Source organism: Pseudoalteromonas sp. SS15 (assembly GCF_049257195.1).
Taxonomy (GTDB): domain Bacteria; phylum Pseudomonadota; class Gammaproteobacteria; order Enterobacterales; family Alteromonadaceae; genus Pseudoalteromonas.
In genome coordinates this window covers 213,886-236,334 of record NZ_JBMMUD010000001.1, presented here as the reverse complement: position 1 = coordinate 236,334, position 22,449 = coordinate 213,886, and the positions used below count along the sequence as shown (strand labels likewise).

Sequence of the window (22,449 nt, the reverse complement as noted above, 5' to 3'; positions counted from 1 at the left end):
ATGAGTAAGACGACAAATATACTTTATTATGCACTAGCGATTTTGAGCCTTAAAGGCATAAGCCTGGTTATGATGCCGATCATGACAAGATACTTAAGTGTATCTGATTACGGCATGCTGAATTTCCTTGTCAGTATCGCCAGTATGTTGAGTATTGTTTTGTCTCTTGGTCTAAGTGAATTGTTATATAGATTCAATCAATTTAAAAATAATTCACAGCGCTTAGGATTTTATAAATCATGTTTAAAGATTGCACTTTGTAGCGCTTGTTTGTGCTTAATAATTGCAATTTTCTTTGTAGATACTTTAGTAACGCTACTACCAACTCAATTGTCGACTGAGGCATTAAGACTGCTTTTTACAAACCTAGGGGGCAGTGTGGTGTTGGCACTACCACTTGCAATCTTGAGGATCCACGGTAAAGCAAAAGCATTTATGTTGACGTCTGTATCACAAGGGGTGTTACAAGCCATTATCACATTGCTATTACTCGAAGCTGGGTACGGCGTTGTTGGCGTGATGTTCTCCGGCGCTGCAGTAGTTTGGTTTATTCTCTTTTTTCTAGCTTGGCACTATAGAACTTTTATAACTGTTAACGAAAAGAGTGGAACAAACATAACGAATGAACATGGCCTTTATATTCTTTCTATTACTTTATCTTCTTTATTCGCTTATGGTTTAAATGGCGCCGAAAATTGGTTTCTAGTGTCTTTTCAAGGCAAAGAAACACTCGCTATGTATTTTGTTGCAACACAATTTGCGCTTGTAACTTCTATCGCATTCGAGCCATTCAGACTGTGGTGGTTTCCACAACGATTCAATACGTTTCAAAATAATGAACAAAAAGCAGCTGATATCCCACTCTATGGTTTAGCGTATGCGCTACTCATAGTGATAACCATGATGACGCTAGGACCATTTATGATTGATCTACTGCTGCCTGGTGAATATGCAGAATCTAAAAAAATACTACCTTGGCTATGCGTTGTTTTTTTTATTAAAACCATATCTGAATTACTGAATCTAGGTTGTTATTACAAAAACAATGCACAAGCAGCACCCATCATAAATGGGTTTTGTGCTGTGCTTGCCATTTTAGGCTGCTACTTGAGTTTAAAATATTATGATTTATACATCATGCTCTATGTACTCATTGCAGTTCATACGATCCGTAGTTTGATGTTCTTAATCAGAAGTCAAATATTGGTGACCTTACCTTATAAATACAAATACTTAATTTGTATGATTAGCTTTTTAGTGGCGCAGACATTGCTGGTTTCCCATTATCAGTTGTATGCATTGATATTTTTTGCAAGCGCTTGCCTGATTGTCATAAGTGTTGGTTTTATTCAACGTAAACATGTCGTGCATCTTCTAAGAGGGTAGCAATATGGATATAAACCAAAGTAAGAATCAAAAATTACAATATTGGTCCGCTGCCGCCATGTTGTGTATGTTGACGTATGTACTGTATACAACATTCGGAGTCATATCTGTTTTTGCTCTACTGCTTTTACCCTTTGCACTTTACAGCACAATAAAAGCCAGTACGGCCTTTGTTATACTGTTTATTTTATTTAGTTATTTCAGACTTCACGAAGCATTTCCTGTTCTATATAACTTAAAAATTCCAAAAATGTTGGCTCTGGCTGCCATGCTTGGCATTGTCTGGCATTTATTTATTAGCTTGAAACTCAAACCTTTTTGGCATACTTGTCATGCCATGTTTACCATCTTTTTTTTCTGGATCACCGTGTGTGTTTTTATGGCAACTAACCGTGCAGAGGCGATGTCGATGTACACTGGTACGTTATCAAAAGTATTCTTAATGGTGTTCGTTATTAGTTGGCTCATTAATACCGCAAAGCTTATGACCTATACCCGTATAGGGATAATGATTTCTGGTGCACTATTAGCCGGTGTCGCCATTTACAACAAACTCAATGGTATCGGTCTTATTGAAGGCACTCGGGTGACAATATCTCGAGAATATCGTTCACAGATCGGTGATCCAAACGACTTATCTTTAGTGTTACTTTTTCCGGTGGCATTTTTTGCTGGCGAAGTTTTTAACTCAAATAACAAACCTTTTTTTAGGTTCCTCGCATTACTAGGCATGTTGCTTATGTGCTGGGGGATCATTGCAACGCAAAGCCGTGGTGGCTTACTGGGTATTTTAACTATACTGGGTTTCTTTATTTCAAAAAGAATAAAAAACCCAATTGTGCTTGGTGGCATCGGTGCTGTAGCAGGGTTGTTCTTATTAGCGGTTGCAGGGATAAGTGATAGGCAAAGTGGTGGTGCAGCTGAAGAGGGAGTTGATGCTTCAGCAATGGGTCGTATTTATGCGTGGCAGGCTGCAATAAACATGGCTTTATCTAACCCATTTACCGGTGTTGGGATCAGTAATTTCTACGTTAATTATTTTTTCTATAGTCCACATTGGGATGGCAAGAATCATGCAGTACACAGTACATGGTTTCAGGTTTTGGGTGAAATGGGGTTTGTTGGTCTTATACTTTTTGCGATGCTCATAGTATCCATATTTAAAAGTTTAAGACGGAGTAATTTGTACTGTAAAAGTAAGAACAAAGAATCTCTGCTTGTTAATGTTCACATTCTTCAAGCTGGACTATTTGGTTTTATGGTGTCAGGTACATTTTTAACGCAAGCCTTCACTTGGCCTTTATACATAGTACTTTCGTTAACAATCGCACTAGAGCGTTTATTGACGAAAGAGGATGATGACAAGGGGTAAGTTATGTATATTGCATTGAAAAATTGGGTTAAAACAGATAATTCTCAACTCGGAAAATTAATCCGTAAACTTGTATTTGGTATTAGACATATCGAGTTTCCAGTGATCCCTCTATTTCACAAAGGCCTTTACGTTAGTCATCGCTTTATGCAAAACCTTTTGCATTCTGCAACGCAATTCTTTTATTTCACACCCATGTTTAAATCTAGGATAAGTGGTAGCAAAAAAAGACTCTCATTATTTTGTGGTATGCCGCAAATTTTTGGACCACTAGAGATTTCTATTGGTGACGATGTACGTATGTCTGGTATTACAACATTTTGCGGTCGTGCGGTATCTAAACAAACCCCAGAACTCCGTATAGGTAACAATGTCGATATTGGGTGGCAGAATGCGATTTCGGTTGGTAGCAAAGTCATTATTGAAGACGATGTTCGTTTTGCAGGGAAGATTTTTCTCGCCGGATTTCCAGGCCACCCCGTTGATTGTGAGCTTCGTGCACAAGGTTTACCTGACACCGACGATCAAGTTGGTGACATTATAGTTAAAAAAGGTGCATGGGTTGGTACCGGCTCAACCATCATTGCTGGTGTTACAATTGGTGAAGGAGCCATTATTGCTGCTAACTCTGTTGTCACTAAGGATGTACCACCTTTTACACTAGCGGGTGGGAACCCAGCTAAAGTCATCAGAGCTTTATAGGAGGTTATCATGCGTTTTGTCGTTTTCGCTGAAGATTGGGGCAGTCACCCAAGCAGCACACAGCATCTTTTTACTCGTATCGCAAAAGAGCATGATGTCATTTGGTTTAATTCAATTGGTATGAGAAAGCCAAGTTTAAATTTAAAAGACATGAATCGTATTGTTACTAAGCTTTCTTTGATGATAAAAAGCAAGTTAACTAATAAGCACAAAACACATGAAAAAACTAATGAAGTAGAAAAATCTCATTCTCCTAAAGTGCAGAACCCATTGGTGTTGCCATGGCATGATAATACACTGTGTTCAGCATTTAACTCATTCAAAATAAATCAATTAATCGATACATCAAACGAAGAGCCAATAATATATTGGTTAAGTGTCGCCACCGCCATCAATGCAATAAAGTTAAGACCTCAAGACAAGCTTATTTATTATTGTGGTGATGATTTTTCATCCCTTGCAGGCGTTGACCACCAAATGGTGGAAGGGTTTGAAAAGGCTTTAATTGCAAAAGCAGATAGGATTTTTGTGATCAGTGATAAGTTGATGCGCAAGATGCCGGCACATAAAACACAACTACTTGAACATGGTGTCGATTTTAATTTGTTTAATCAACCAAAACCCAAAGCTGATGAGTTATTAGGAAAGAATAATGTCATTGGCTTTTATGGATCTATTTCAAGTTGGCTAGATATAGATTTATTAGAGTACTGTGCGAGACAAAGGCCGCAATACCAATTTGTATTGGTTGGAAAAGCTGAGGTAGATATTTCAAAATTACTATGCCTGAATAATGTCACTCATCTTCAAGCAATAGATCACAAAAAATTGGCCGGGTTTTCGCAGCACTGGCAAGCTTCAATTTTGCCTTTTAAAGATAATGGTCAAATTCAGTCATGCGATCCATTGAAGCTGAAAGAGTATTTAGCTGCAGGAGTGCCGATTGTGGCAACCGATTTCCCTGCAGTAAGACGATTTCAAGACGCGGTTTTAATATCTAATTCTGCAGAAGGCTTTTTAAATCGCCTCGATATAGCCGTTGCCATAAATCATTTTCCACAAATCGCTTGGAAATCTCATTCAAGTGATTTAGTTAAACGCCATAGCTGGGATCATAAAGCCCAATTTGTTTTATCAGAGTGCAAAAACTTTCATAGCAACCCACTGAATTAATGAGTCTTAATTATTAGTGGGTGGTTATGCAGTACCCAGCATCTTTCAAATCTAAAATTCCATTCTATTTTTAAAGTTGGTTCTTTTCTTGCGACTGTTCATAACAAAGATATGAAATCTTTGTTATTAACTGACATTTTGCAAGCGGGTTCAATTTTGCTTTGCAAAATGCAAAACGGATGAATTGTATGATATTGGCACAAGCTCAAATTAAAAGACTACTGTATTTAGCGTTATACGCCGTGTATGAACGCTATCAGTTAGTTTTGCTGCCATTTATCATAGTACCAATCATTGTCATAGGCTTGAGTGCAACGGCTGAAAAGCAATATACCAATCACGCCAGTATCTTGATTGAAGAATCAGCGCTATTAAATCCTTACCTAGATGAATTGTCTTTTTCATTCGAACTATCAGAGCGTATAGATGCACTCCGTACTTTGGTATTGAGTAGAAACAATTTAGCTGAAATTGTTGAAGAAATGCAATTAGTCCCTGAGGGCGCGCCGATAAGAGAAGTTGAGCAAATGCGTCAGAAGTTAGGCCAGGCAATTTCTATCTCAGTCGTTGGTGATGAACTTGTAAAAATAAGCTTTAAATGGAACAACCAAGCCCAAATGAAACCCATTCTAGAGCTTGTTGTTGAAAAGTTTATTGAGCGGTTACTTGCTCCAACTAAATCGTCTTTAGATACCTCAGAGCAATTCTTTTTAGATCAACTTGAGCTAATGAGAAGCGAACTTGAAAAGTCAGAAGATCAATTAGCGCAATTTAAAGCAGATAACCGAGATGCTTTACCAGAGCTGATGAGCGTGAACCAGGAAACCATGTCACGCCTTGAACAGCAAAAGCAAATGAAAACCGTGGTACTCAGTGGGGCGCAGGCCAAGTTTAATACGCTTGCAAAGAAAATGAGTAAAGCAAACCCAATTCTAGGTCATATTGAAGATAAAATTCTTCGTACTGAGGCTGAAATTGCACTTTTAAGAACACGTTATACCGATAAGCACAGCAAATTACAGGCTAAATTAAAAGAGCTTGAAAACCTAAAGGCGCATAAGCAAACCATAAGCGAAAAACATCAATCAATTGATTCAACCGACCTAGATTCGCTTTGGCAAATCGCCAATACCTTGCCGCAAGATGGAGAAAAACAAAATAACGCTTTGTTGGTCTCTCAACTATTAACACTCGAAGAAGCTAAAAATAGCCTGGCTCAACATCAACAAGAGTTAGACATGTTAGACGAGCAAATTCGACTTATTGCAGCACGTTTAAGTAGTACCACTGACATAGATAAAAAGCTTCGCAAATTGCAACGTGATTTAGAAGTAAAACAAAATCTCTATAAAGATATGTTAGAGCGTTATGAAATGTCTAAGGTTACGGGTCAGCTAGTTCGCTACGAAGGCCCTGATAAAGTTAAGACAATTGAACGTGCTTATAGCCCTAGCGTGCCAATTAATAACCCATTATGGATCAGTGTCGTCCTTGGTATTGTCCTTGGGCTATTTTGTGGCATAGCACTTGTATTTGTCTATGCACTACTTGATACACGCATTAAAGACATGAAAACAGTGGCCCATCTTACAGAGCAACCAGTACTGACCGTCATGCCGATAGTTCATCAAGAGTTTGAACGAGAGATCATTATTGAAGCATCGAGGAGTTCTTATGAATAACGTACTACAGCTAATTCAGCATCCACTGGTAGGTGGTTTAGAGAAGATGGTTCTTACATTGTGTCAGCAAAGTAAGTTCTCAAATAAAATGGCTTTAGTTGCCCTTGAGGGCTCAACTAATCGAGCTTTATCAGCGTGGCCAGCATTAAAAGAGCTTTCTCATTTTGAATGTTTAGACAAACAACCAGGTATTTCTTACCAAACAGTTAAAAAGCTCATCAAACTTATTGACGAGTGGGGCATTGATACCATCCACAGTCATCATGTTGGCCCTCTATTTTATGGTGCTATGGTCAAAATGCACAGGCCGCACGTTAAACACATTCACACAATGCACGATGCTTGGTATTTAAATAACTTTAAACAACGTTTGTTGACTAAATTAGTCCATAGTCTGACTAAAGTTACCATAGTGACAGACGCGAATGCAGTGGCATCTGAACTGACACATCAAACCTCTATTAAAGCAGATTATGTTGTGCACAATGGCATAGACACTCAGCTTTTTAGACCTTTTTCCAAGTACCTTGCACGTTGTCGCTTAGGTTTACCAAGCGGTATTAAACTGGTTGGCTGTGCTGCAAGAGTCGAGAAAGGCAAAGGCCATATAGCCCTAATTGATAGCCTTAAATCTTTGCCAGATCACGTTCACCTTGTTTTTGCGGGAGATGGCAGTCAACGTGAGTTTTACACTAAATACGGTATAGAAAAGTCACTACAAGATAGAATTCATTGGCTAGGTAAAGTCGATGCTATGCCGCTGTTTTATTCTGCCATTGATGTGTTTTGTTTATTTTCAGAGCGTGAAGGGCTTCCGCTTACCTTGCTTGAAGCTATGGCCTGTAACATTCCTGTCATTGCTTCTGATGTCGGGGGCGTTAAAGAAATTGTGAGCAAACAAAGCGGTATTTTATTAAACATAAATATGGCCCATTGTTTGCCAGATGCTATACAGAGAGGTTTGTCATTGCAAAACGGCACTAAGGTCAGAGCACATGCTTTAGAGCTTGGTTGTTCGAAAAAAATGACAAAACGTTATGACTACTTATATGAAAGCATAAAAAGCTAGGAGTAAGTTATGAATACCATGGATATCATTCTCATCATCTGTATTGGCTTAGTGATCTATCACCATGGGGTGTACCCTTTGGCACTCAGTGTTGTTGCAAAATACAAACAGCGTCGCAATTTGCAAAGCGATTGTATTAAAGCGTATCAGCCAAAAATTGCGGTATTCATGGCAGCTCATAATGAACAAGCATATATTTATGACAAGCTCATCAATATTGCCAGTCAAATTTACCCGAATGAAAAAATTGCCATTCACCTTGTGCTAGATGGTTGCACCGATGACACATTGGCGTGTGCAACCCCAGCACTCGATAGACTGGCTGAACAAAACATATTTTGTCATATTGATGTGTTTGATGAGAATAAAGGCAAGTTAAACGCAATCAATCATCTCATTAACTTATACAGCAGTGATTATGATGTGGTGCTGTTTTCAGATGTGAGCGCCATGCTAAGTATAAACGCTTTTCAAGAAGTCGCGTGCAAGATGGCAGATAAGAAAGTTGCCGTTGTATCAGGCTTATATCAAGTATATGACCAAGCTAACAATGAACAGAGCGGCTACTGGGCACTGCAAAACAAAACGCGCTTAGATGAAAGTATCTTTGGCGCGGTCAATGGTGTTTCGGGCTCTTTACTTGCCATTAAAAGTCACCTAGTAAAACCTCTCGATGAAGGCACCATTAATGACGACTTCATTCAAGCGGTCCAAGCAGTTGATAAAGAGCACGTGATTGCAATCTCAGAAGACATAAACATGGTTGAGATGGAAGAAGACGCGCTAGACAAAGACTATACACGCCGTGTGCGTATCTGTGCAGGAAACTGGCAACAACTTGGCTTGCTAGTTAAGAAGTTCGGATCTTTCAACCTGTGGCAAAAACTTATTTTTACTTCTAGCAAAGGGCTAAGAGGCGTCATGCCGATTTGTATCGCTGTGCTTTATGTTTCTTTATTCAGTCAGGCTGTATTAGTAGGGGGGTTATATTCGGTTGCAGCAATGGGGTTACTAATAACGAACTTGATTGGTTTAGCTAAAATCCGTGGACTGTTCAGCTTTAAGCTACCTGTAATCGACTCTGTGAATTATATGTTGTTTAGTTATCTAGTTGGTTTATACGGAATCGTACAATTTCATAAAGGTGTCTATAAACAAAGTTGGTCTCGTGTGCCTAAAAAAATTAACTCAGAGCAAAAACGCATTTTAATTACCAAGCGCATTATCGATGTCATTGGCGCTTTAGTTGGTCTGGTATTAACTGCACCTATTCTGTTGCTTGTAGCCATTGCCATTAAGCTAGATTCAAAAGGGGGCATCATCTACAAACAGCTAAGAGTTGGCGAGTCTACAGACAACTTTGTAAGCTTAATTTACGTTTATAAGTTGAGAAGTATGTATATTGATGCAGAAGCGCGCAGTGGCGCTGTATGGGCTTCTGATAACGATCCTAGGATCACACGTGTGGGTCGTTTTCTAAGAAAGACACGTTTAGATGAATTACCTCAATTATGGAATGTATTAAAAGGTGAAATGTCTTTAATCGGTCCGCGTCCTGAACGTCCTGTATTTTATAAAAATTTAGAAGAAAACGTACCTTACTTCACGCACCGTACTTATCAATTAAAACCAGGTATTTCTGGTTTAGCGCAAGTAATGAACGGCTACGATGAAAATATTGAAGGTGTAAGAAGAAAAATAGCCTGGGATTATGCTTATGCGTTGTCGCTTTCTAGTTTTTCATCTTGGTACAGAACTGAGATGAGCATTTTAGTTAAAACCATTCAAGTCGTGCTTATGGGGAAAGGGAAATAATCTATATAAATTGTCGCTTTGATATAAATCCAAGCCAAGTTTTTACTTGGCTTTTTTCCTTTCGATTAAGCCTTTCGCGTATATCCAATTCTTAATACACAAGTGACTCGCATTTTGCAATTGTTTACTGTTTCACCCATTGCAATTTGCGAAAATTAAAATCTACCAAAAATAAAAGTCATTTATTTCAATAAATTAAAGTATGGCACTCAACTTGATAGTTAAAGTTAAACCTAACGAGAGGATAACTATCATGTATCAGCAACTACCAACAGAAGTAATCGACGACAAAATCATTGTAGAACTACCAAGTGACTTTTCAGGTATGTCTGTAGATAGATACAGAGAACAATTTGATTCACTTGCGAATACACATCAGGACAACATTGTACTAAATTTCAATAAGACAGAGTTTATTGATTCGTCCGGTATTGGTGCAATGGTGTTCTTATTCAAGCGGATTGAGCAACGTGGCGTGAATATGCAATTACTGAAAGTAAACGGTCAACCAAGAAAATTAATGACCTTACTAAGAGTAGACTTAACCATTGATTTTATTGATGAGTAGATAAAATTAAAACCAGGAGAGTTGCTATGAGATGGATGTATATTTTACTAATGCTGATAGTGGTTTCGGGCTGTAGTACATGGCCCGAGCAAGGCAAAGGTGGTTGGGCTGAAGAGTATCACCCTGACAATGAGACAAATAGCGAAACCTGGTATGCATCAGCACCGATGCACATTGCAAACGAATATGAACATATTCAAATGAAATTAGATTGGTTGAAAGTGCGTGGTATTAACAAATGTATGCCTGCACAAGTATATCAAGCTGAAATGTTATCTAATCGAATAAAGAGAATGCTTGCGGCTGAAATGTATTCAGATGCACAGGCTGATTTAAGAATTTTTTATCATCAACTGAATTTATTACAAAACCACTTTGAACGTGTCCTAAAGCTCACAGGGTGTGCTATGGCAAATAACGACAAGAGCAAAGATGATTCACTCAAAATAATTAAACAGATCAAATCTTTGTTGAACAGTGACAATCAGTTTGCATTTGATAGTTTCGAAGTAACACCTAAATATATGAAAAGGCTAACCCAAGCCGCTGATCTATTGAAACTAGTTCCTGAAATTGAGTTACTTCTTGTCGGTCATACAGATAAGAAGGGCATTGACTCTGATAATTATGAGCTCGCCTTTAAGCGGGCAGAAAAGGTAAAACATTGGTTAAGTGTATATGGTGTTAATCCTGCAACGATTACCACTGTCACGCAAGGGAGTCTTTCCCCTTACAGCGAAAGCGACAACAACGCGGTAAGCCACCATTCAGATAGGCGTGTAAATGCTTATATTCTCAATGCTGAATCACAAATCGATGCAGAAACTCAGCTAAAACCACTTACATCGTGGACGGATGAGCTGACTAAGGAGCGTAGTGATGGTAAAAATTAATCTAAATAGCCTGATCCCTTTTTGGCTTTTAATTATTACTTCAAGCATTTCGTTGCCTTCTTTTGCAGAAGAAACATCCTCAACGGAAGGTAAGACGACGATTATAGAAGTCGGCAATAAACTATTTTTGAATATGCCCAATGAAGCAGATTTCGCTGATGTATTTGAGGTAGATAAAAAAGGCCAAATCAATGTGCCTGAAATTGGCAAGGTAACGGTGGCAGGTAAAACCATTCAACGTGTTGAAAATGAGATTAAATTGCAGTTAAGCGGAGTATATAAAGGTCTTGAGCAGTTTTATGTAGAAATCAGAGCAAGAGACTTACTGGTTACCGTTCTAGGTTATGTCAATGAGCCATCACAAGTCAGTATTCCTGAAGATGGCAATATACAAATGGTTATCTCACAAGCTGGGGGGCTAAAACCGGGTGCTCAGCTAAATAAACTTCAGATCCGTCGCGGTGACGAAAGCATTAGTTTTGATTATAAGGCTTATTTAGATAGTGGCGACCCAGATAAGCTTCCAGCGCTTAAATCGGGAGATATTGTCTTTGTTCCAGTTTCACCGCTGCTTGGTAATGTACAAATCGATTTCGACGCCCAAACTCTATCTGCATCAGGTGATGCTGAAGGCAATGAAAAAGCCGTAACACTATTTGGCGAGTTACACAGCCCCGGCAGTTTTTCTTACAAAGAAGATATGAATATTATTGATGCATTAATGCGTGCAGAAGGGGTAACGCGCTATGCGGATGTAACAAAGATCCGTGTTATACGTAACGGCGAGCCTGAAATTTTCGATCTAAAACAGTATTTAGACTCGGGTGAAGAATCTTTATTACCAAGAATAGAAGGTGGAACCACAATCTATGTGCCGATTATGGTTGAAGATGTGAATACCACGGCAAGAACCGTTTATATTATGGGTGAAGTTCAAAAACCAGGTGCCTATGAATCAACAGATAAAATTGGTTTTTTAGATATTCTAGCAAATGCTGGTGGACCTACTCGTTTTGCTGAAACACGGCAAATACGGATTTTGAAGCCATCTGGTGAAAGTATTTACTTTGATTTGCAATCATACAGCGATGGCGTAGCGACTTCTCCAATCCCACCAATTAATCCAGGTGATGTGGTATTTGTACCAGAAAAAACAGATATCAATGAAAAAAGCTGGCTGAAAGTACCGCCCCAACGTGCAGTAAAAGTAATGGGGGCAGTGAATAGTCCTGGTCGTTATGAATGGAGTGATGAAATGGATTTCACGGATTTATTTGCTCATGCTGGTGGCCCAACTAAAGGGGCTAATGTAAACGATATTAAGATTTTTAGAGCTGGCGAAGTTTTACAGCGTTTTAGTATGGACGATTATGTAAATAGCCCAGATGGTAGTTACCCGTTACCTAGCATTCAAGCTGGAGATACAATTATCGTTGAAGAATTACCGCACGACCCTAAAGACAATAAATCTCAATGGGTAAGACAAGATCCTGATACTTCAATTTATGTAATGGGACAAGTTGGTGCCCCTGGCCGATATGCATTTGATGAGTCACTGCATTTCATTGATATTTTATCTGCAGCTGATGGGCCTAACAGTAATGCTGATATTAGAAATATTCGCATCACTCACCGTAATGGCTATGAAGCCAGAGTGAGCAAACTTGATCTAGCACTTTATTTTGAGACCGGTGACGAAACACTTTTTCCGAAAGTACTTCCAGGTGACACAATTTATATTCCTGAAAAATCCAGAGATTGGTTAAGTCGGAAAAAAGAAAATGTTGTTCGCGTCATGGGCGCGATAAAAACACCCGGACGTTACTCGTTTGATGATTCTATGACTTTACTTGATTTGTTAGCTGAAGCGGGTGGGCCAACAGGAAGTGCTTTAATTGAAAACATTGTTGTGATTAATCACTCATGTTGTAAAGAGCAGGCAAGACGTTTCGACCTTGAAGAGTTTATACGCGAACCGAACTCAATGCGTATTCCTGTTTTACGTGCAGGCGATACCGTATATATACCTGATCAAGGCCAAGACTTTGGCCAAAGAGCGAAAAGTTCAATTGTTGATTTCTTAACAATACTTGCATTAGCGGTGGGTCTATGAAGTTAATTCCTACAGAATATCAAGAAGTTGAAGCTGTCTATAAAAGTATTGTAGACAAAAAAGCCAAGTGTTTATGTGTTTTTTCTCCTGTTGGAGAAGAGGGCACAAGTTCAATTTCGGTTTGCCTAGCAAGAAGACTACAAACCATCGACAAGAAAGTGTTATTAGTCGACTTAAACTCTTATAACCCAATGTCATTTGATTGGTTAGAAGAGCAGATGGACGACCAAGGTTGGAGTTTTGATGATATAAGCTGTCAGCTTTACACAAAACGTTTAAAGCAATTTGACTTTCTAACGGTGAAAGAGTTGAAAGAAGACGCACAAGTAAGAGAGTTTGGCATTTTACAGCAAGCGATTTTAATGCTGGAGCAGGAGTTCACTTATATCATCTTTGATATGCCACCTTTGATGCAAAATAATCGGCAAAATATCCCGCTTCATGTTATTTCAAGTGCAACAGATATGGCGATTTTGAATGTGGCACTTGGCATTAACAATGAAGAACAAGTCCAGGTCAGTGTCGATAAAATTAAAAAAGCCAATTTCAAGCATATTGAGGTCGTTGTTAGCCAGTTTGCTCTACCTCCTTTAGGCCCGCGATTGATAGAAAGTGTAGAACATAGATTAAATCGCTTCCCATGGCTCAAAGTGAAATTAATCACCGCGATTAAAAAACAAAAATGGCTATTTGAAGCGGTCTGAGGTGACTATGTCGACACTGTTTTATAGAAGGTTTAATTTAGTCTGGCCAGCAATTCAGTCAGTTAGAGAAATATTGCATCATTATCTGAAGCAGATGAAGGTATCTAACGAAGACATTGATAATACCGGTCTAGTATTAACAGAGTATCTATCTAATTTGATACGTCATTCAGAAGGCGAAGATGGTGTAATGACCCTAGTAATAGACAATATTAAAGGGGGCGTTGCCTTAACAATCATTGATAATACACAATTTTTTGCTGATTTTGCTCAAGACGAACAAAACGACCGAAGTGCAGTGATAAAGGATGGGCAGTTAAGAGAAGGCGGGATGGGCTTGGCACTGATCAATCACTACTTTCCGCAATATCAATATTTTGAAGAGTCAGAGCAAAACCATTTTAGAATCACACTCACCAGTACTTCAGATAAAACCAAGGTCGTCATAATCGAGGACGAACTATCAACCCTAAAATTAATCGAGTGCTATCTAAAAGATGATTATGACGTGTATGCATTCGACTGTGAATATAAAGCACATTCTTTTATATCAAAACATGACGTTGATTTATTGCTAATAGACTTGAATTTAAATCAGATGTTGGCAACTAAATTTATTGAACAAATAAATCGTTATCAGCATTTAGCCAACCTTGGGATCATAGTGATGTCTGTTGATAATGCGATTGATACGATCAAGCAAACAGTGTCTGTGGGTATTGACGATTATGTAATTAAGCCACTAAATAAAGAAGACATTCAACTTATTTGTGAACGTGTTTTAAGACGAAAAAAAGATACACTCAGAGCAAAAGCTAAAAACGCATACAGCAATAATTTAATAGAGTTAGGCTCGCATAAATCATTGTCTGTGTTTGGCAGTGCGACACACGAAAGAAGTGGAGATTTTGTTCTAAATTACAGCAACAAAGAAAAAGGTGAACACTTTGTATTCTTGGTCGATGTCATGGGGCATGGTGAAGTCGCGGCAAACACTGCGAGTGAATTAAAAGGGTTTATTTATGGGCTAGTAAAGAACTCAAATGATTTATCGAGCATGGTGAATGATTTGAACGACGCAGTAATTAACGGAATTTGTATTAATAAAGACAAAATTTTCACTTTGCTGGGGTTTAAATTTGTCAAAGACACGCTTGAATACATTAATATCGGTCAACCTAGTTTTTTACTCATTGATAAACAAAACGACACAGTGATGTCATTAGAGTCAAGCGAGCCTATAATAGGGTTAAATTCTGCATATCAATACACCTCAAAATCTTTGATTTTACCCTCGTCAGCTTACATCGTCGCTTTTACTGATGGTCTTCACGAGAATAGTGACAAGTTTAGCGCATCAGATGAATTTATTAAAAATAAGCTGAGTGAGATGAGCTTACAAAGTGCTGAATTTCAAACACAACTTTGGCAAAAATGCCTACCTGATTTAACAAAAGAGATTGACGATTCAACATTACTGGTTCTTAATAAAGTATAGGAAATGATTTTGCAATCAGGAGGTTGCTATGCCAGCGAGTATTTTAATTGTAGAAGATACAGAGTCCCTTGCATTACTGTATCAGTCTTACCTTATTCCTACAGGGTTAAAAACTTTTGTTGCGGGCACAGGGCAAGCTGCATTAGATTATTTAGATGCTAATCAACCTGATTTAATCATTTTAGATATCATGCTGCCAGATATGAGCGGCATGGACATCTTAGCGCAGTTGCCAGAGCAAAATCGCCCTGATGTTATCGTACTCACAGCCCATGCGAGTAAAGAATTGGCTGTAGAAGCAATTCGTCACGGTGCCATCGATTTTCTCGAAAAACCGATTGATGCAGAGCGTTTTAGGATCACGGTAAACAATGGTTTAAAATTAAAAACACTTAGCAAAAAAGTCGAAGAGTATCAATCAACGTTTGAAAACGGTCGTTTTTGTCAGTTGATAGGCAAATCTTCTGCAATGCAAAGTGTCTATCAAATCATTTCTAATGCGGCGAACTCCAAAGCGACGGTTTTTATTACAGGTGAAAGTGGCACGGGTAAAGAGTTATGCGCTAAAGCGGTTCATGAGTGTAGCGATCGAAAACAAGCCCCTTTTGTTGCATTAAACTGTGCAGCGATCCCTAAAGATTTAATAGAAAGTGAAATTTTTGGTCACGTCAAAGGTGCTTTTACGGGCGCGACCTCAAACCGCGAAGGTGCTGCTGGCCAAGCAAACGGCGGTACGTTATTTCTCGATGAATTGTGCGAAATGGACCTTGGTCTACAAAGTAAGTTACTTCGTTTTATACAAACCGGAACTTTCCAAAAAGTAGGCAGTGAAACCTTACAGTCAGTAAATGTTAGATTTGTATGTGCAACAAACCGTGACCCTTGGTTAGAAGTACAAGAAGGGCGTTTTAGAGAAGATTTATATTACCGTCTTTATGTTATCCCGATTCAGCTTCCGCCGCTTAGAGATCGCGGTGAGGACGTTGTGCAGATAGCTCAAGCCATGTTTGAACGTATTGCAAAAGAAGAAGGCAAATTCTTTGAAAAGTTAACTGAAAACGCAAAGCAAAAACTGCTTAACTATGATTGGCCTGGTAACGTACGTCAGCTAGAAAACATGATCCGCAATACCTTAGTTATGAATCATAGTGAAGTTATTGACGCGCATATGTTTCCTGCTTTCCCTGTTACTAATAGCAACGTCCAACAAATTGCTCCCTCTAATCAAGTTAATGCAGAATCAAGAGCTAACCCTACATTTGATGCAGTGCAAACTCAGTCACCTGTAATTACACCAAATGAACCAGCTGTTACAATGCAAAGCCATTTTGACATCAGGCCGATGTGGATTGTTGAAAAAGAATATATTGAACAAGCGATTGAAATTTGTGGTAACAATATCCCCAAAGCAGCGGCCATGTTAGAGCTTAGCCCTTCAACAATTTATCGAAAAATGAAAACTTGGGAGCAATAGTGACTGATTATTACTCTCCAAGTTTAAACTAAATTCTGCAATAAACTTGATCTAAATTAACAGTACTTTTTTTGCCCAGCTTAAAATCTCATCATAATAATGTTCATTACATAATGAGATGAGTTTTAGGCATGGTAAATTCAACAGATTCGATAAACTTTAACAATGGAAACAAAAGGAAGTGGCAGTTAAATACGGTTTTGAAACTACTAGGCCTTGAACAGAACACATTATTAGACTTATTGGGTTCAAATAATCATTCAAACGACTTTACACAAAAACGCTCTATTTATATCAGAAAACGACTTTGGGTAATGTGTATTTTCTTCGCTATTTCGGTGCCTTTTTTTTCCATTTATGATTTTTATGCCTTCGAATATGAGCAAGCGACTACCATATTAATTAGTCGACTTGTTTTGTCAGTCAGTCTGTTCGCAATGGCTTATTTTATTAAAAAATGTTGTTCTGCTTTATTAATTAAAAAAGTGGTCGCACTGTCTTTTTTCTTACCTTCATTGTTTTATTTAGCTTCAATGATGACCTTTGATAGTCTCAATGATGTGCCATTTATTTTTTCAATGCTACCTTATTTAATTTTAGCTATGGTCGGACTATTTCCTTTAACAATTAGAGGAAGCCTCATTCTGATGGCTTTTATATTTTGTCCGTTTGCAATTGTACAAAGCCTTTTCTATCAAGGTGATGTTTGGTCACTATTTAATAATATTTGGCTATTTGTACTATTCGCTGGGATCAGCTTATGGCTGCAAATAGCGCAACTTTCAATGTTGATGCACCTCTATAGAGAATCCACAGTTGATCCTTTAACGAAACTGATAAACAGACGTGTTTTATTACGGTCGATCGAACATTTAAAATCTGAGGCAATCAAGTTCTCAGTTATTATGTTTGACCTAGATAGATTTAAACGTATAAACGATACATTTGGCCATATTGCTGGTGATAAGGTACTGAAAGAGGCTGCCTCTGTATTATCAAATTCGGTAAGAAGTACTGATATTGTTTCACGTTATGGCGGAGAAGAATTTTTAATAGTCCTGCCACATAAGTCAAATGCTCAGGCTTTAAAACTGGCACACGAAATTGCTACACGCTTAAGAGAAACACCAATTGCAGTGAGTGATGCGCAATCATTGTGTGTAACATCAAGTATCGGTGTAACTGAATATCGCTCTGGTGAAACTACCGAGAATATTTTTAAACGCGTAGATGAACTCTTATACGATGCAAAAGAGCAGGGCAGAGATCGGGTTATATCTGATGCAGCTTAAGCATTTGATTTTATAAATACTGAGTGAAAACAAAAAATCCCCACATTTGTGGGGATTTTCGTATGAACTGTTAAGATCTTTTAGTTATTTCAAGCCTTTGCTCGAGAATAAGGTCACTTTATCTGACACAAGTGTGATTGTGATGTTTTTCTCTTCACCGCCCCAGACGCAATTTGTGTGTAATGTTTTTTCTTCACACGAATCTGCTGAGCCAATAATTGCTTCAACTTCAGCTTTGTCCATACCGACTTTGATTTTGTCGTAGTTTTCTTTATTTACTTTTGAACAGCCAGCTAATGTTAGTAGTGCTGCAACTAGTAGTAGTTTTTTCATATTAACCCCTCGTGCTTAATGTTTATATTTTCTTATTTGAAATATTATCCCGAGTCTAGGGTGATCTAAGTAATGTATATCACCACTATAAACACGAGTATATTGAGACATTCTTGCTTGTTGTAATTCACCTTCGTTATCAATGAAATTGATATCTAAGTCTGTAGTAACGAACAAGTAATGTCTGACATGAATTTTCATTAGCCCTTCAACTTGCCACTTAAACTCATCGTTAATCGCTTGAAGGTGAATAGGCTTATCTAGAAGGCTAATGTAACCATCATTACTGATGTTATTAATTGCTTTATAGCTAGTCGGTTTAGCAATTTTTTGACCAGCTATGATTTCAATACTTGGCGCGCGTCGGCTACTCATTTCAGGAAAGCGCCAGCCAGTGTGTAATATAGGATTCAATCCTTTGCGCTTTAATTTATTTAAGACTGATTCAAATTGAAACTGTTCTTCAGCAAGCAAGTACATCGAATCCATATGCTCTTGAGGCTCTGCAAAAGGTGTTAGTGGCAAGGCCTGCATTTGTTCTAGATAATTTCTATCATCATCACATTGCCAAGAGCTGGATGTTGCCACAATTTGTTGACTTAATTCTCTGGGATCAAATTGTTGTTCACCTGCCAAACATTGGATCTGACCTTGATTGTTTAACCCAGTCTCAATCATATCCAATTTTTTTCGTGCCTGAATCGGTTTACGCTCAAGTTTAAAATCTTCTCGCAACTCAGGCGTTGGTTTTTGCTCAAAAGCAATGAGTTCAATTTCAAACCAACGGGTTGCGTTTGCATTGGCTGCAAACGCAGTTAAAAACGTCAATGTTGTGAGCTTTAAAAGCTTATGCTTCATGCAGATGCCTTTTTATCAAAATCATTTATCATGGCGCTGATTAATTTTAGTCTTTCTTGGCCATTTTTTTCTTCTATATTGAAGCGTAACTTATTTGCACCTTCCATTCTATAGACTGACGGATTACTTTGTATCAAAGCAATGATGAACGTTGGGTTAACTTTTGTATCAGAACTGAACTCGAAGTAGCCGCCTTTGATGTTCGCTTCTATTTTACTCACACCAATTTTGTTCGCTTGAAGTTTAATTTGCTGTATAGCAAACAAGTTTTTAGTCGCATCTGGTAGCAGTCCAAAACGGTCAATAAGTTCAACTTTCATTTCGTCGATTTCATCGGCATTTGTAATAGAGGCGATACGCTTATACATACTAAGTCGAATATTTACATCTGGAATATAGTCATCTGGTAGTAGCGCAGGTATTTTAAGATCTACTTCAGTTTGCTGCTGTAACAAGTTTTCAAGTGTTGGCTCTTTACCATCACGTAGCGCTTGAACAGCATGTTCGAGCATTTCCATATATAGAGTGAAGCCAACAGACTGGATTTGACCACTTTGATCATCACCTAACAGCTCACCGGCACCACGAATTTCTAAATCGTGTGTTGCCAACGCAAAACCAGCGCCTAAGTCTTCAAGTGACTCTATGGCTTGTAAACGTTTAACTGCATCTTTACTGAGAGATTGGCTATTTCTCGTTAACAAATAAGCATAAGCTTGGTGGTGGCTTCGGCCAACACGACCTCTTAATTGATGCAGTTGTGCAAGGCCAAGTTTGTCAGCTCTATCCATGATAATGGTATTTGCAGACGGAATATCAATACCCGTTTCAATGATGGTTGTACACACCAGTACATTATGCTTTTGGTGATAAAAATCACTCATCAAGTTTTCTAATTCACGCTCGCGCATTTGACCATGGGCAATGGCGACACTGGCTTCAGGTACAAGTTCTGAAATATCAAATGCGGTCTTTTCAATGGTTTCAACATTGTTGTGCAAGAAGTAAACTTGGCCACCACGTTTAATTTCACGCAAAATGGCTTCTCTTATTAGCTCATCATTACGTTCTTGAACAAATGTTTTCACAGCTAGGCGTTTTGCCGGTGGTGTAGCGATAATAGATAAATCGCGCATGCCACTCATCGCCATATTAAGCGTTCTTGGTATTGGTGTGGCTGTCAGGGTTAAAATATCAACGTCAGCACGGAGCTGTTTAATTTTCTCTTTTTGACGTACACCAAAGCGGTGCTCTTCGTCAACAATGAGTAAGCCTAAATCACTGAACTTAATATTGTCTTGGATCAGTTTATGTGTACCGATGACGATATCTATGGTGCCATTTTCTAACTTAGCTAGTGTTTCTTTTTGCTCTTTTGTGCTGTTAAATCGCGACAAAACACCGACTTCAACGGGTAAATCTGCAAAACGGTCTTTGAAGTTTTCAAAGTGTTGTTGAGCAAGTAGTGTGGTTGGTACCAGCACAGCAACTTGTTTGCTATCGTTAACCGCGGCAAATGCACCACGCATCGCCACTTCTGTTTTACCAAAGCCTACGTCACCACACACTAATCTATCCATCGCTTGATTAGATTGCATATCAGCAAGTACAGCTTCAATGGCATTACGTTGATCATCTGTTTCTTCAAATGGAAAGCTATCTGCAAAATTACGATAGCCCTGACCATCAAGTTTAAATTTGTATCCAGGTTTGCTTTGACGTTTCGCATAGATATCGAGTAATTCAGCGGCAACGTCTCTGACTTTTTCAGCAGCGCGTCTTTTCGCTTTTTCCCATACATCTGAACCTAGTTTATGAAGTGGCGCGGATGCTTCTTCACCACCAGAATAACGACTCAGCATGTGTAAAGCTGATACGGGTACATATAGTTTAGCTTCGTTCGCATAGGTGATGGTGACAAACTCGGTTGCAACTCCGGCAGCATCAATGGTTTGTAAACCTAGGTATCTACCCACACCGTGATCTAAATGAACAATCGGTTGGCCTTCTTTTAACTCGGCTAAATTACGAATTAAAGCATCTTGCCCTTGCTCATATTTATGTTTTCTTCGGCGTCGTTGCGAAACCTTAATACCAAGTAATTCTTGCTCAGTAATAATATTAAGTTTGGGCTTGCCAGACAGTGAAATACTTTGCTCAAGTGGACTGACAATAATACCGACATCATTAGAGGTAGAGATAAAATCGTTGAGATGCTCGAATTGCTTAAGTTTTAAATTTGTTGTTTTTAATAATGTAAGTAGTGATTCTCGACGACCGTCAGATTCCACACTAAATAAAATGCGTGCTTTTTGTTTCTTTTGATCAGCAACAAATTTCAAAATAGCATCGTAAGGGTCGGCTTTTTTATGGTCGATTCGGATGCCGTCAATTAAGGCAGCATCTAAATTTGTATTACCGGCTTTGGTTGGTAAGCTGGCTTGAGTTAAATTGACTCGTGCGAAGTGTTTAAACTGTTGATACAACGACTCTACTGGTAAGTAGAGTTTTTCTGGCGATAATAGCGGCCTTAAAGGGTCAACGCGTCGGTTTTCATATCGCTTTTCAACATCATCCCAAAAACTTTTTGCAGCATGTTCTATGTCTGCAAGATGCATAATTGCCGCATCTTCTGGAAGATAATCAAAAATGGTAGAAAGTGACTCAAAGAATAGGGGTAAATAATACTCGATACCAGCTGGCCAATTTGCCTTGCTAACCTGCATATAGATAGAGTCTTGCTCAGAGCTTGCGCCAAACTCTGCCCGATAAGCAATTCTGAATCTTTCAATATCTTCTGGATTAGTTGGAAATTCATGCGCCGGTAATAGGTCGATTTCTTTGACGGTATCACTAGAGCGCTGAGTTTCAATATCGAATAAACGGATTGAATCTATTTCATCATCAAAAAAATCAATACGGTAGGGTGTTTTACTGCCCATTGGGTATAAATCGACAATAGAGCCCCTTACTGCAAATTCACCATGTTCCATGACCTGTTGAACATGTCGATAACCCGATTCTGTTAATGAATCTTTTAGCTGCTGCGCATCAACCGTATCGCCACATTTGAATTTAAGTGCTTGGCCATAAATAAAACTTGGTGGTGCTGTTCTAAGCATAAGTGTCGAAACTGGAATAATTAAAACAGTTTTACTTTGCTGTTTTAATGCATTTAGCGTTTCAAGGCGTTGTGAAATAATATCTTGGTGTGGCGAGAAGTGGTCATAAGGTAGTGTTTCCCAGTCAGGGAAAGTCATCACCTTATGTTCTTGTAATAAATAGTCTAACTCTGTTTCAAGGCGCAAAGCTGAAGGGGTGTCGGGAGTGACAATAACCGTCATGTTTTTTTTATCAGCTATATTTGCACTGATGGTGAGTGCTAAGCCACTGCCTGTTAACTGGCCCCAACTAATTTTATCTTTGTTATTTTTTACCCAAGGCATGGATTGCCAATGCGCAGACGCCATGAAAGCTCCTATTTATTATAATAATGCTGAGGATTGTATAGAGGTGC

General features: G+C 38.6%; 17 protein-coding genes. 14 read left to right on the top strand and 3 right to left on the bottom strand.

What is annotated here, in order from left to right:
• The 14 genes from AAEU28_RS01040 to AAEU28_RS00975 all read left to right on the top strand — a co-directional run bounded on the left by AAEU28_RS01040 (position 1) and on the right by AAEU28_RS00975 (position 17,741).
• Positions 1-1,386 (top strand): lipopolysaccharide biosynthesis protein, encoded by a 1,386-nt coding sequence (locus AAEU28_RS01040; protein ID WP_421962581.1) that lies wholly within the window; start codon positions 1-3, stop codon positions 1,384-1,386.
• Positions 1,387-1,390: 4 nt separating this feature from the next.
• On the top strand, positions 1,391-2,758 hold the full coding sequence (locus tag AAEU28_RS01035) for an O-antigen ligase family protein (RefSeq protein ID WP_421962580.1): 1,368 nt from the start codon (positions 1,391-1,393) through the stop codon (positions 2,756-2,758).
• Between the two features lie 3 nt (positions 2,759-2,761).
• Positions 2,762-3,460, top strand: coding sequence for an acyltransferase (locus tag AAEU28_RS01030; RefSeq protein WP_421962579.1), 699 nt, complete (start codon positions 2,762-2,764; stop codon positions 3,458-3,460).
• Between the two features lie 9 nt (positions 3,461-3,469).
• The gene (locus tag AAEU28_RS01025) at positions 3,470-4,633 is read left to right on the top strand and encodes a glycosyltransferase (protein ID WP_421962578.1); all 1,164 of its coding nucleotides are present in this window, start codon (positions 3,470-3,472) and stop codon (positions 4,631-4,633) included.
• A 188-nt stretch (positions 4,634-4,821) separates the two neighbouring features.
• Positions 4,822-6,315 carry a GumC family protein gene (locus AAEU28_RS01020; RefSeq protein ID WP_421962577.1) on the top strand — a complete coding sequence of 498 codons (1,494 nt, stop codon included), beginning with the start codon at positions 4,822-4,824 and terminating at the stop codon, positions 6,313-6,315.
• A complete protein-coding gene (locus AAEU28_RS01015) occupies positions 6,308-7,384 on the top strand; it encodes a glycosyltransferase (protein ID WP_421962576.1) in 1,077 nt (358 codons plus the stop codon). Before AAEU28_RS01020 ends, AAEU28_RS01015 begins: the two co-directional genes overlap by 8 nt.
• Before the next feature lie 9 nt (positions 7,385-7,393).
• Positions 7,394-9,199 (top strand): sugar transferase, encoded by a 1,806-nt coding sequence (locus AAEU28_RS01010; RefSeq protein WP_421962575.1) that lies wholly within the window; start codon positions 7,394-7,396, stop codon positions 9,197-9,199.
• A 253-nt stretch (positions 9,200-9,452) separates the two neighbouring features.
• A complete protein-coding gene (locus tag AAEU28_RS01005; RefSeq protein ID WP_138478822.1) occupies positions 9,453-9,767 on the top strand; it encodes an STAS domain-containing protein in 315 nt (104 codons plus the stop codon).
• Positions 9,768-9,793: 26 nt separating this feature from the next.
• Positions 9,794-10,660 carry an OmpA family protein gene (locus AAEU28_RS01000; RefSeq protein WP_421962574.1) on the top strand — a complete coding sequence of 289 codons (867 nt, stop codon included), beginning with the start codon at positions 9,794-9,796 and terminating at the stop codon, positions 10,658-10,660.
• Positions 10,647-12,773, top strand: a complete 2,127-nt coding sequence (locus AAEU28_RS00995; protein ID WP_421962573.1) for an SLBB domain-containing protein — start codon at positions 10,647-10,649, stop codon at positions 12,771-12,773. Before AAEU28_RS01000 ends, AAEU28_RS00995 begins: the two co-directional genes overlap by 14 nt.
• Complete coding sequence (locus AAEU28_RS00990) at positions 12,770-13,477, top strand: tyrosine-protein kinase family protein (protein WP_404395077.1); 708 nt, start codon at positions 12,770-12,772, stop codon at positions 13,475-13,477. The genes AAEU28_RS00995 and AAEU28_RS00990 overlap by 4 nt, the downstream gene beginning before the upstream one ends.
• 7 nt (positions 13,478-13,484) lie before the next feature.
• Positions 13,485-14,975 carry a SpoIIE family protein phosphatase gene (locus AAEU28_RS00985; RefSeq protein WP_421962572.1) on the top strand — a complete coding sequence of 497 codons (1,491 nt, stop codon included), beginning with the start codon at positions 13,485-13,487 and terminating at the stop codon, positions 14,973-14,975.
• 28 nt (positions 14,976-15,003) lie between these two features.
• Positions 15,004-16,449 (top strand): sigma-54-dependent transcriptional regulator, encoded by a 1,446-nt coding sequence (locus AAEU28_RS00980; RefSeq protein WP_421962571.1) that lies wholly within the window; start codon positions 15,004-15,006, stop codon positions 16,447-16,449.
• A gap of 242 nt (positions 16,450-16,691) precedes the next feature.
• Positions 16,692-17,741 carry a GGDEF domain-containing protein gene (locus AAEU28_RS00975; protein WP_421962570.1) on the top strand — a complete coding sequence of 350 codons (1,050 nt, stop codon included), beginning with the start codon at positions 16,692-16,694 and terminating at the stop codon, positions 17,739-17,741.
• 84 nt (positions 17,742-17,825) lie between these two features.
• On the opposite strand, the gene AAEU28_RS00970 is transcribed toward AAEU28_RS00975, so the two are convergent.
• Genes AAEU28_RS00970 through mfd form a run of 3 tightly spaced genes read right to left on the bottom strand, consistent with a single transcriptional unit; the run spans position 17,826 to position 22,402 of the window.
• A complete protein-coding gene (locus AAEU28_RS00970; RefSeq protein ID WP_138478836.1) occupies positions 17,826-18,074 on the bottom strand; it encodes an outer membrane protein assembly factor BamE in 249 nt (82 codons plus the stop codon).
• Between the two features lie 15 nt (positions 18,075-18,089).
• The gene (locus AAEU28_RS00965; RefSeq protein ID WP_421962569.1) at positions 18,090-18,932 is read right to left on the bottom strand and encodes a CsiV family protein; all 843 of its coding nucleotides are present in this window, start codon (positions 18,930-18,932) and stop codon (positions 18,090-18,092) included.
• Positions 18,929-22,402 (bottom strand): transcription-repair coupling factor, encoded by a 3,474-nt coding sequence (mfd, locus tag AAEU28_RS00960; protein ID WP_421962568.1) that lies wholly within the window; start codon positions 22,400-22,402, stop codon positions 18,929-18,931. The genes AAEU28_RS00965 and mfd overlap by 4 nt, the downstream gene beginning before the upstream one ends.
• Between the last annotated feature and the right edge of the window lie 47 nt (positions 22,403-22,449).

Bases quoted from the DNA above. Each gene is read 5' to 3' on its own strand.
- AAEU28_RS01040 (WP_421962581.1), top strand. From the start codon at position 1: ATGAGTAAGACGACAAATATACTTTATTATGCACTAGCGATTTTGAGC.
- AAEU28_RS01035 (WP_421962580.1), top strand. From the start codon at position 1,391: ATGGATATAAACCAAAGTAAGAATCAAAAATTACAATATTGGTCCGCT.
- AAEU28_RS01030 (WP_421962579.1), top strand. From the start codon at position 2,762: ATGTATATTGCATTGAAAAATTGGGTTAAAACAGATAATTCTCAACTC.
- AAEU28_RS01025 (WP_421962578.1), top strand. From the start codon at position 3,470: ATGCGTTTTGTCGTTTTCGCTGAAGATTGGGGCAGTCACCCAAGCAGC.
- AAEU28_RS01020 (WP_421962577.1), top strand. From the start codon at position 4,822: ATGATATTGGCACAAGCTCAAATTAAAAGACTACTGTATTTAGCGTTA.
- AAEU28_RS01015 (WP_421962576.1), top strand. From the start codon at position 6,308: ATGAATAACGTACTACAGCTAATTCAGCATCCACTGGTAGGTGGTTTA.
- AAEU28_RS01010 (WP_421962575.1), top strand. From the start codon at position 7,394: ATGAATACCATGGATATCATTCTCATCATCTGTATTGGCTTAGTGATC.
- AAEU28_RS01005 (WP_138478822.1), top strand. From the start codon at position 9,453: ATGTATCAGCAACTACCAACAGAAGTAATCGACGACAAAATCATTGTA.
- AAEU28_RS01000 (WP_421962574.1), top strand. From the start codon at position 9,794: ATGAGATGGATGTATATTTTACTAATGCTGATAGTGGTTTCGGGCTGT.
- AAEU28_RS00995 (WP_421962573.1), top strand. From the start codon at position 10,647: ATGGTAAAAATTAATCTAAATAGCCTGATCCCTTTTTGGCTTTTAATT.
- AAEU28_RS00990 (WP_404395077.1), top strand. From the start codon at position 12,770: ATGAAGTTAATTCCTACAGAATATCAAGAAGTTGAAGCTGTCTATAAA.
- AAEU28_RS00985 (WP_421962572.1), top strand. From the start codon at position 13,485: ATGTCGACACTGTTTTATAGAAGGTTTAATTTAGTCTGGCCAGCAATT.
- AAEU28_RS00980 (WP_421962571.1), top strand. From the start codon at position 15,004: ATGCCAGCGAGTATTTTAATTGTAGAAGATACAGAGTCCCTTGCATTA.
- AAEU28_RS00970 (WP_138478836.1), bottom strand. From the start codon at position 18,074: ATGAAAAAACTACTACTAGTTGCAGCACTACTAACATTAGCTGGCTGT.
- AAEU28_RS00965 (WP_421962569.1), bottom strand. From the start codon at position 18,932: ATGAAGCATAAGCTTTTAAAGCTCACAACATTGACGTTTTTAACTGCG.
- mfd (WP_421962568.1), bottom strand. From the start codon at position 22,402: ATGGCGTCTGCGCATTGGCAATCCATGCCTTGGGTAAAAAATAACAAA.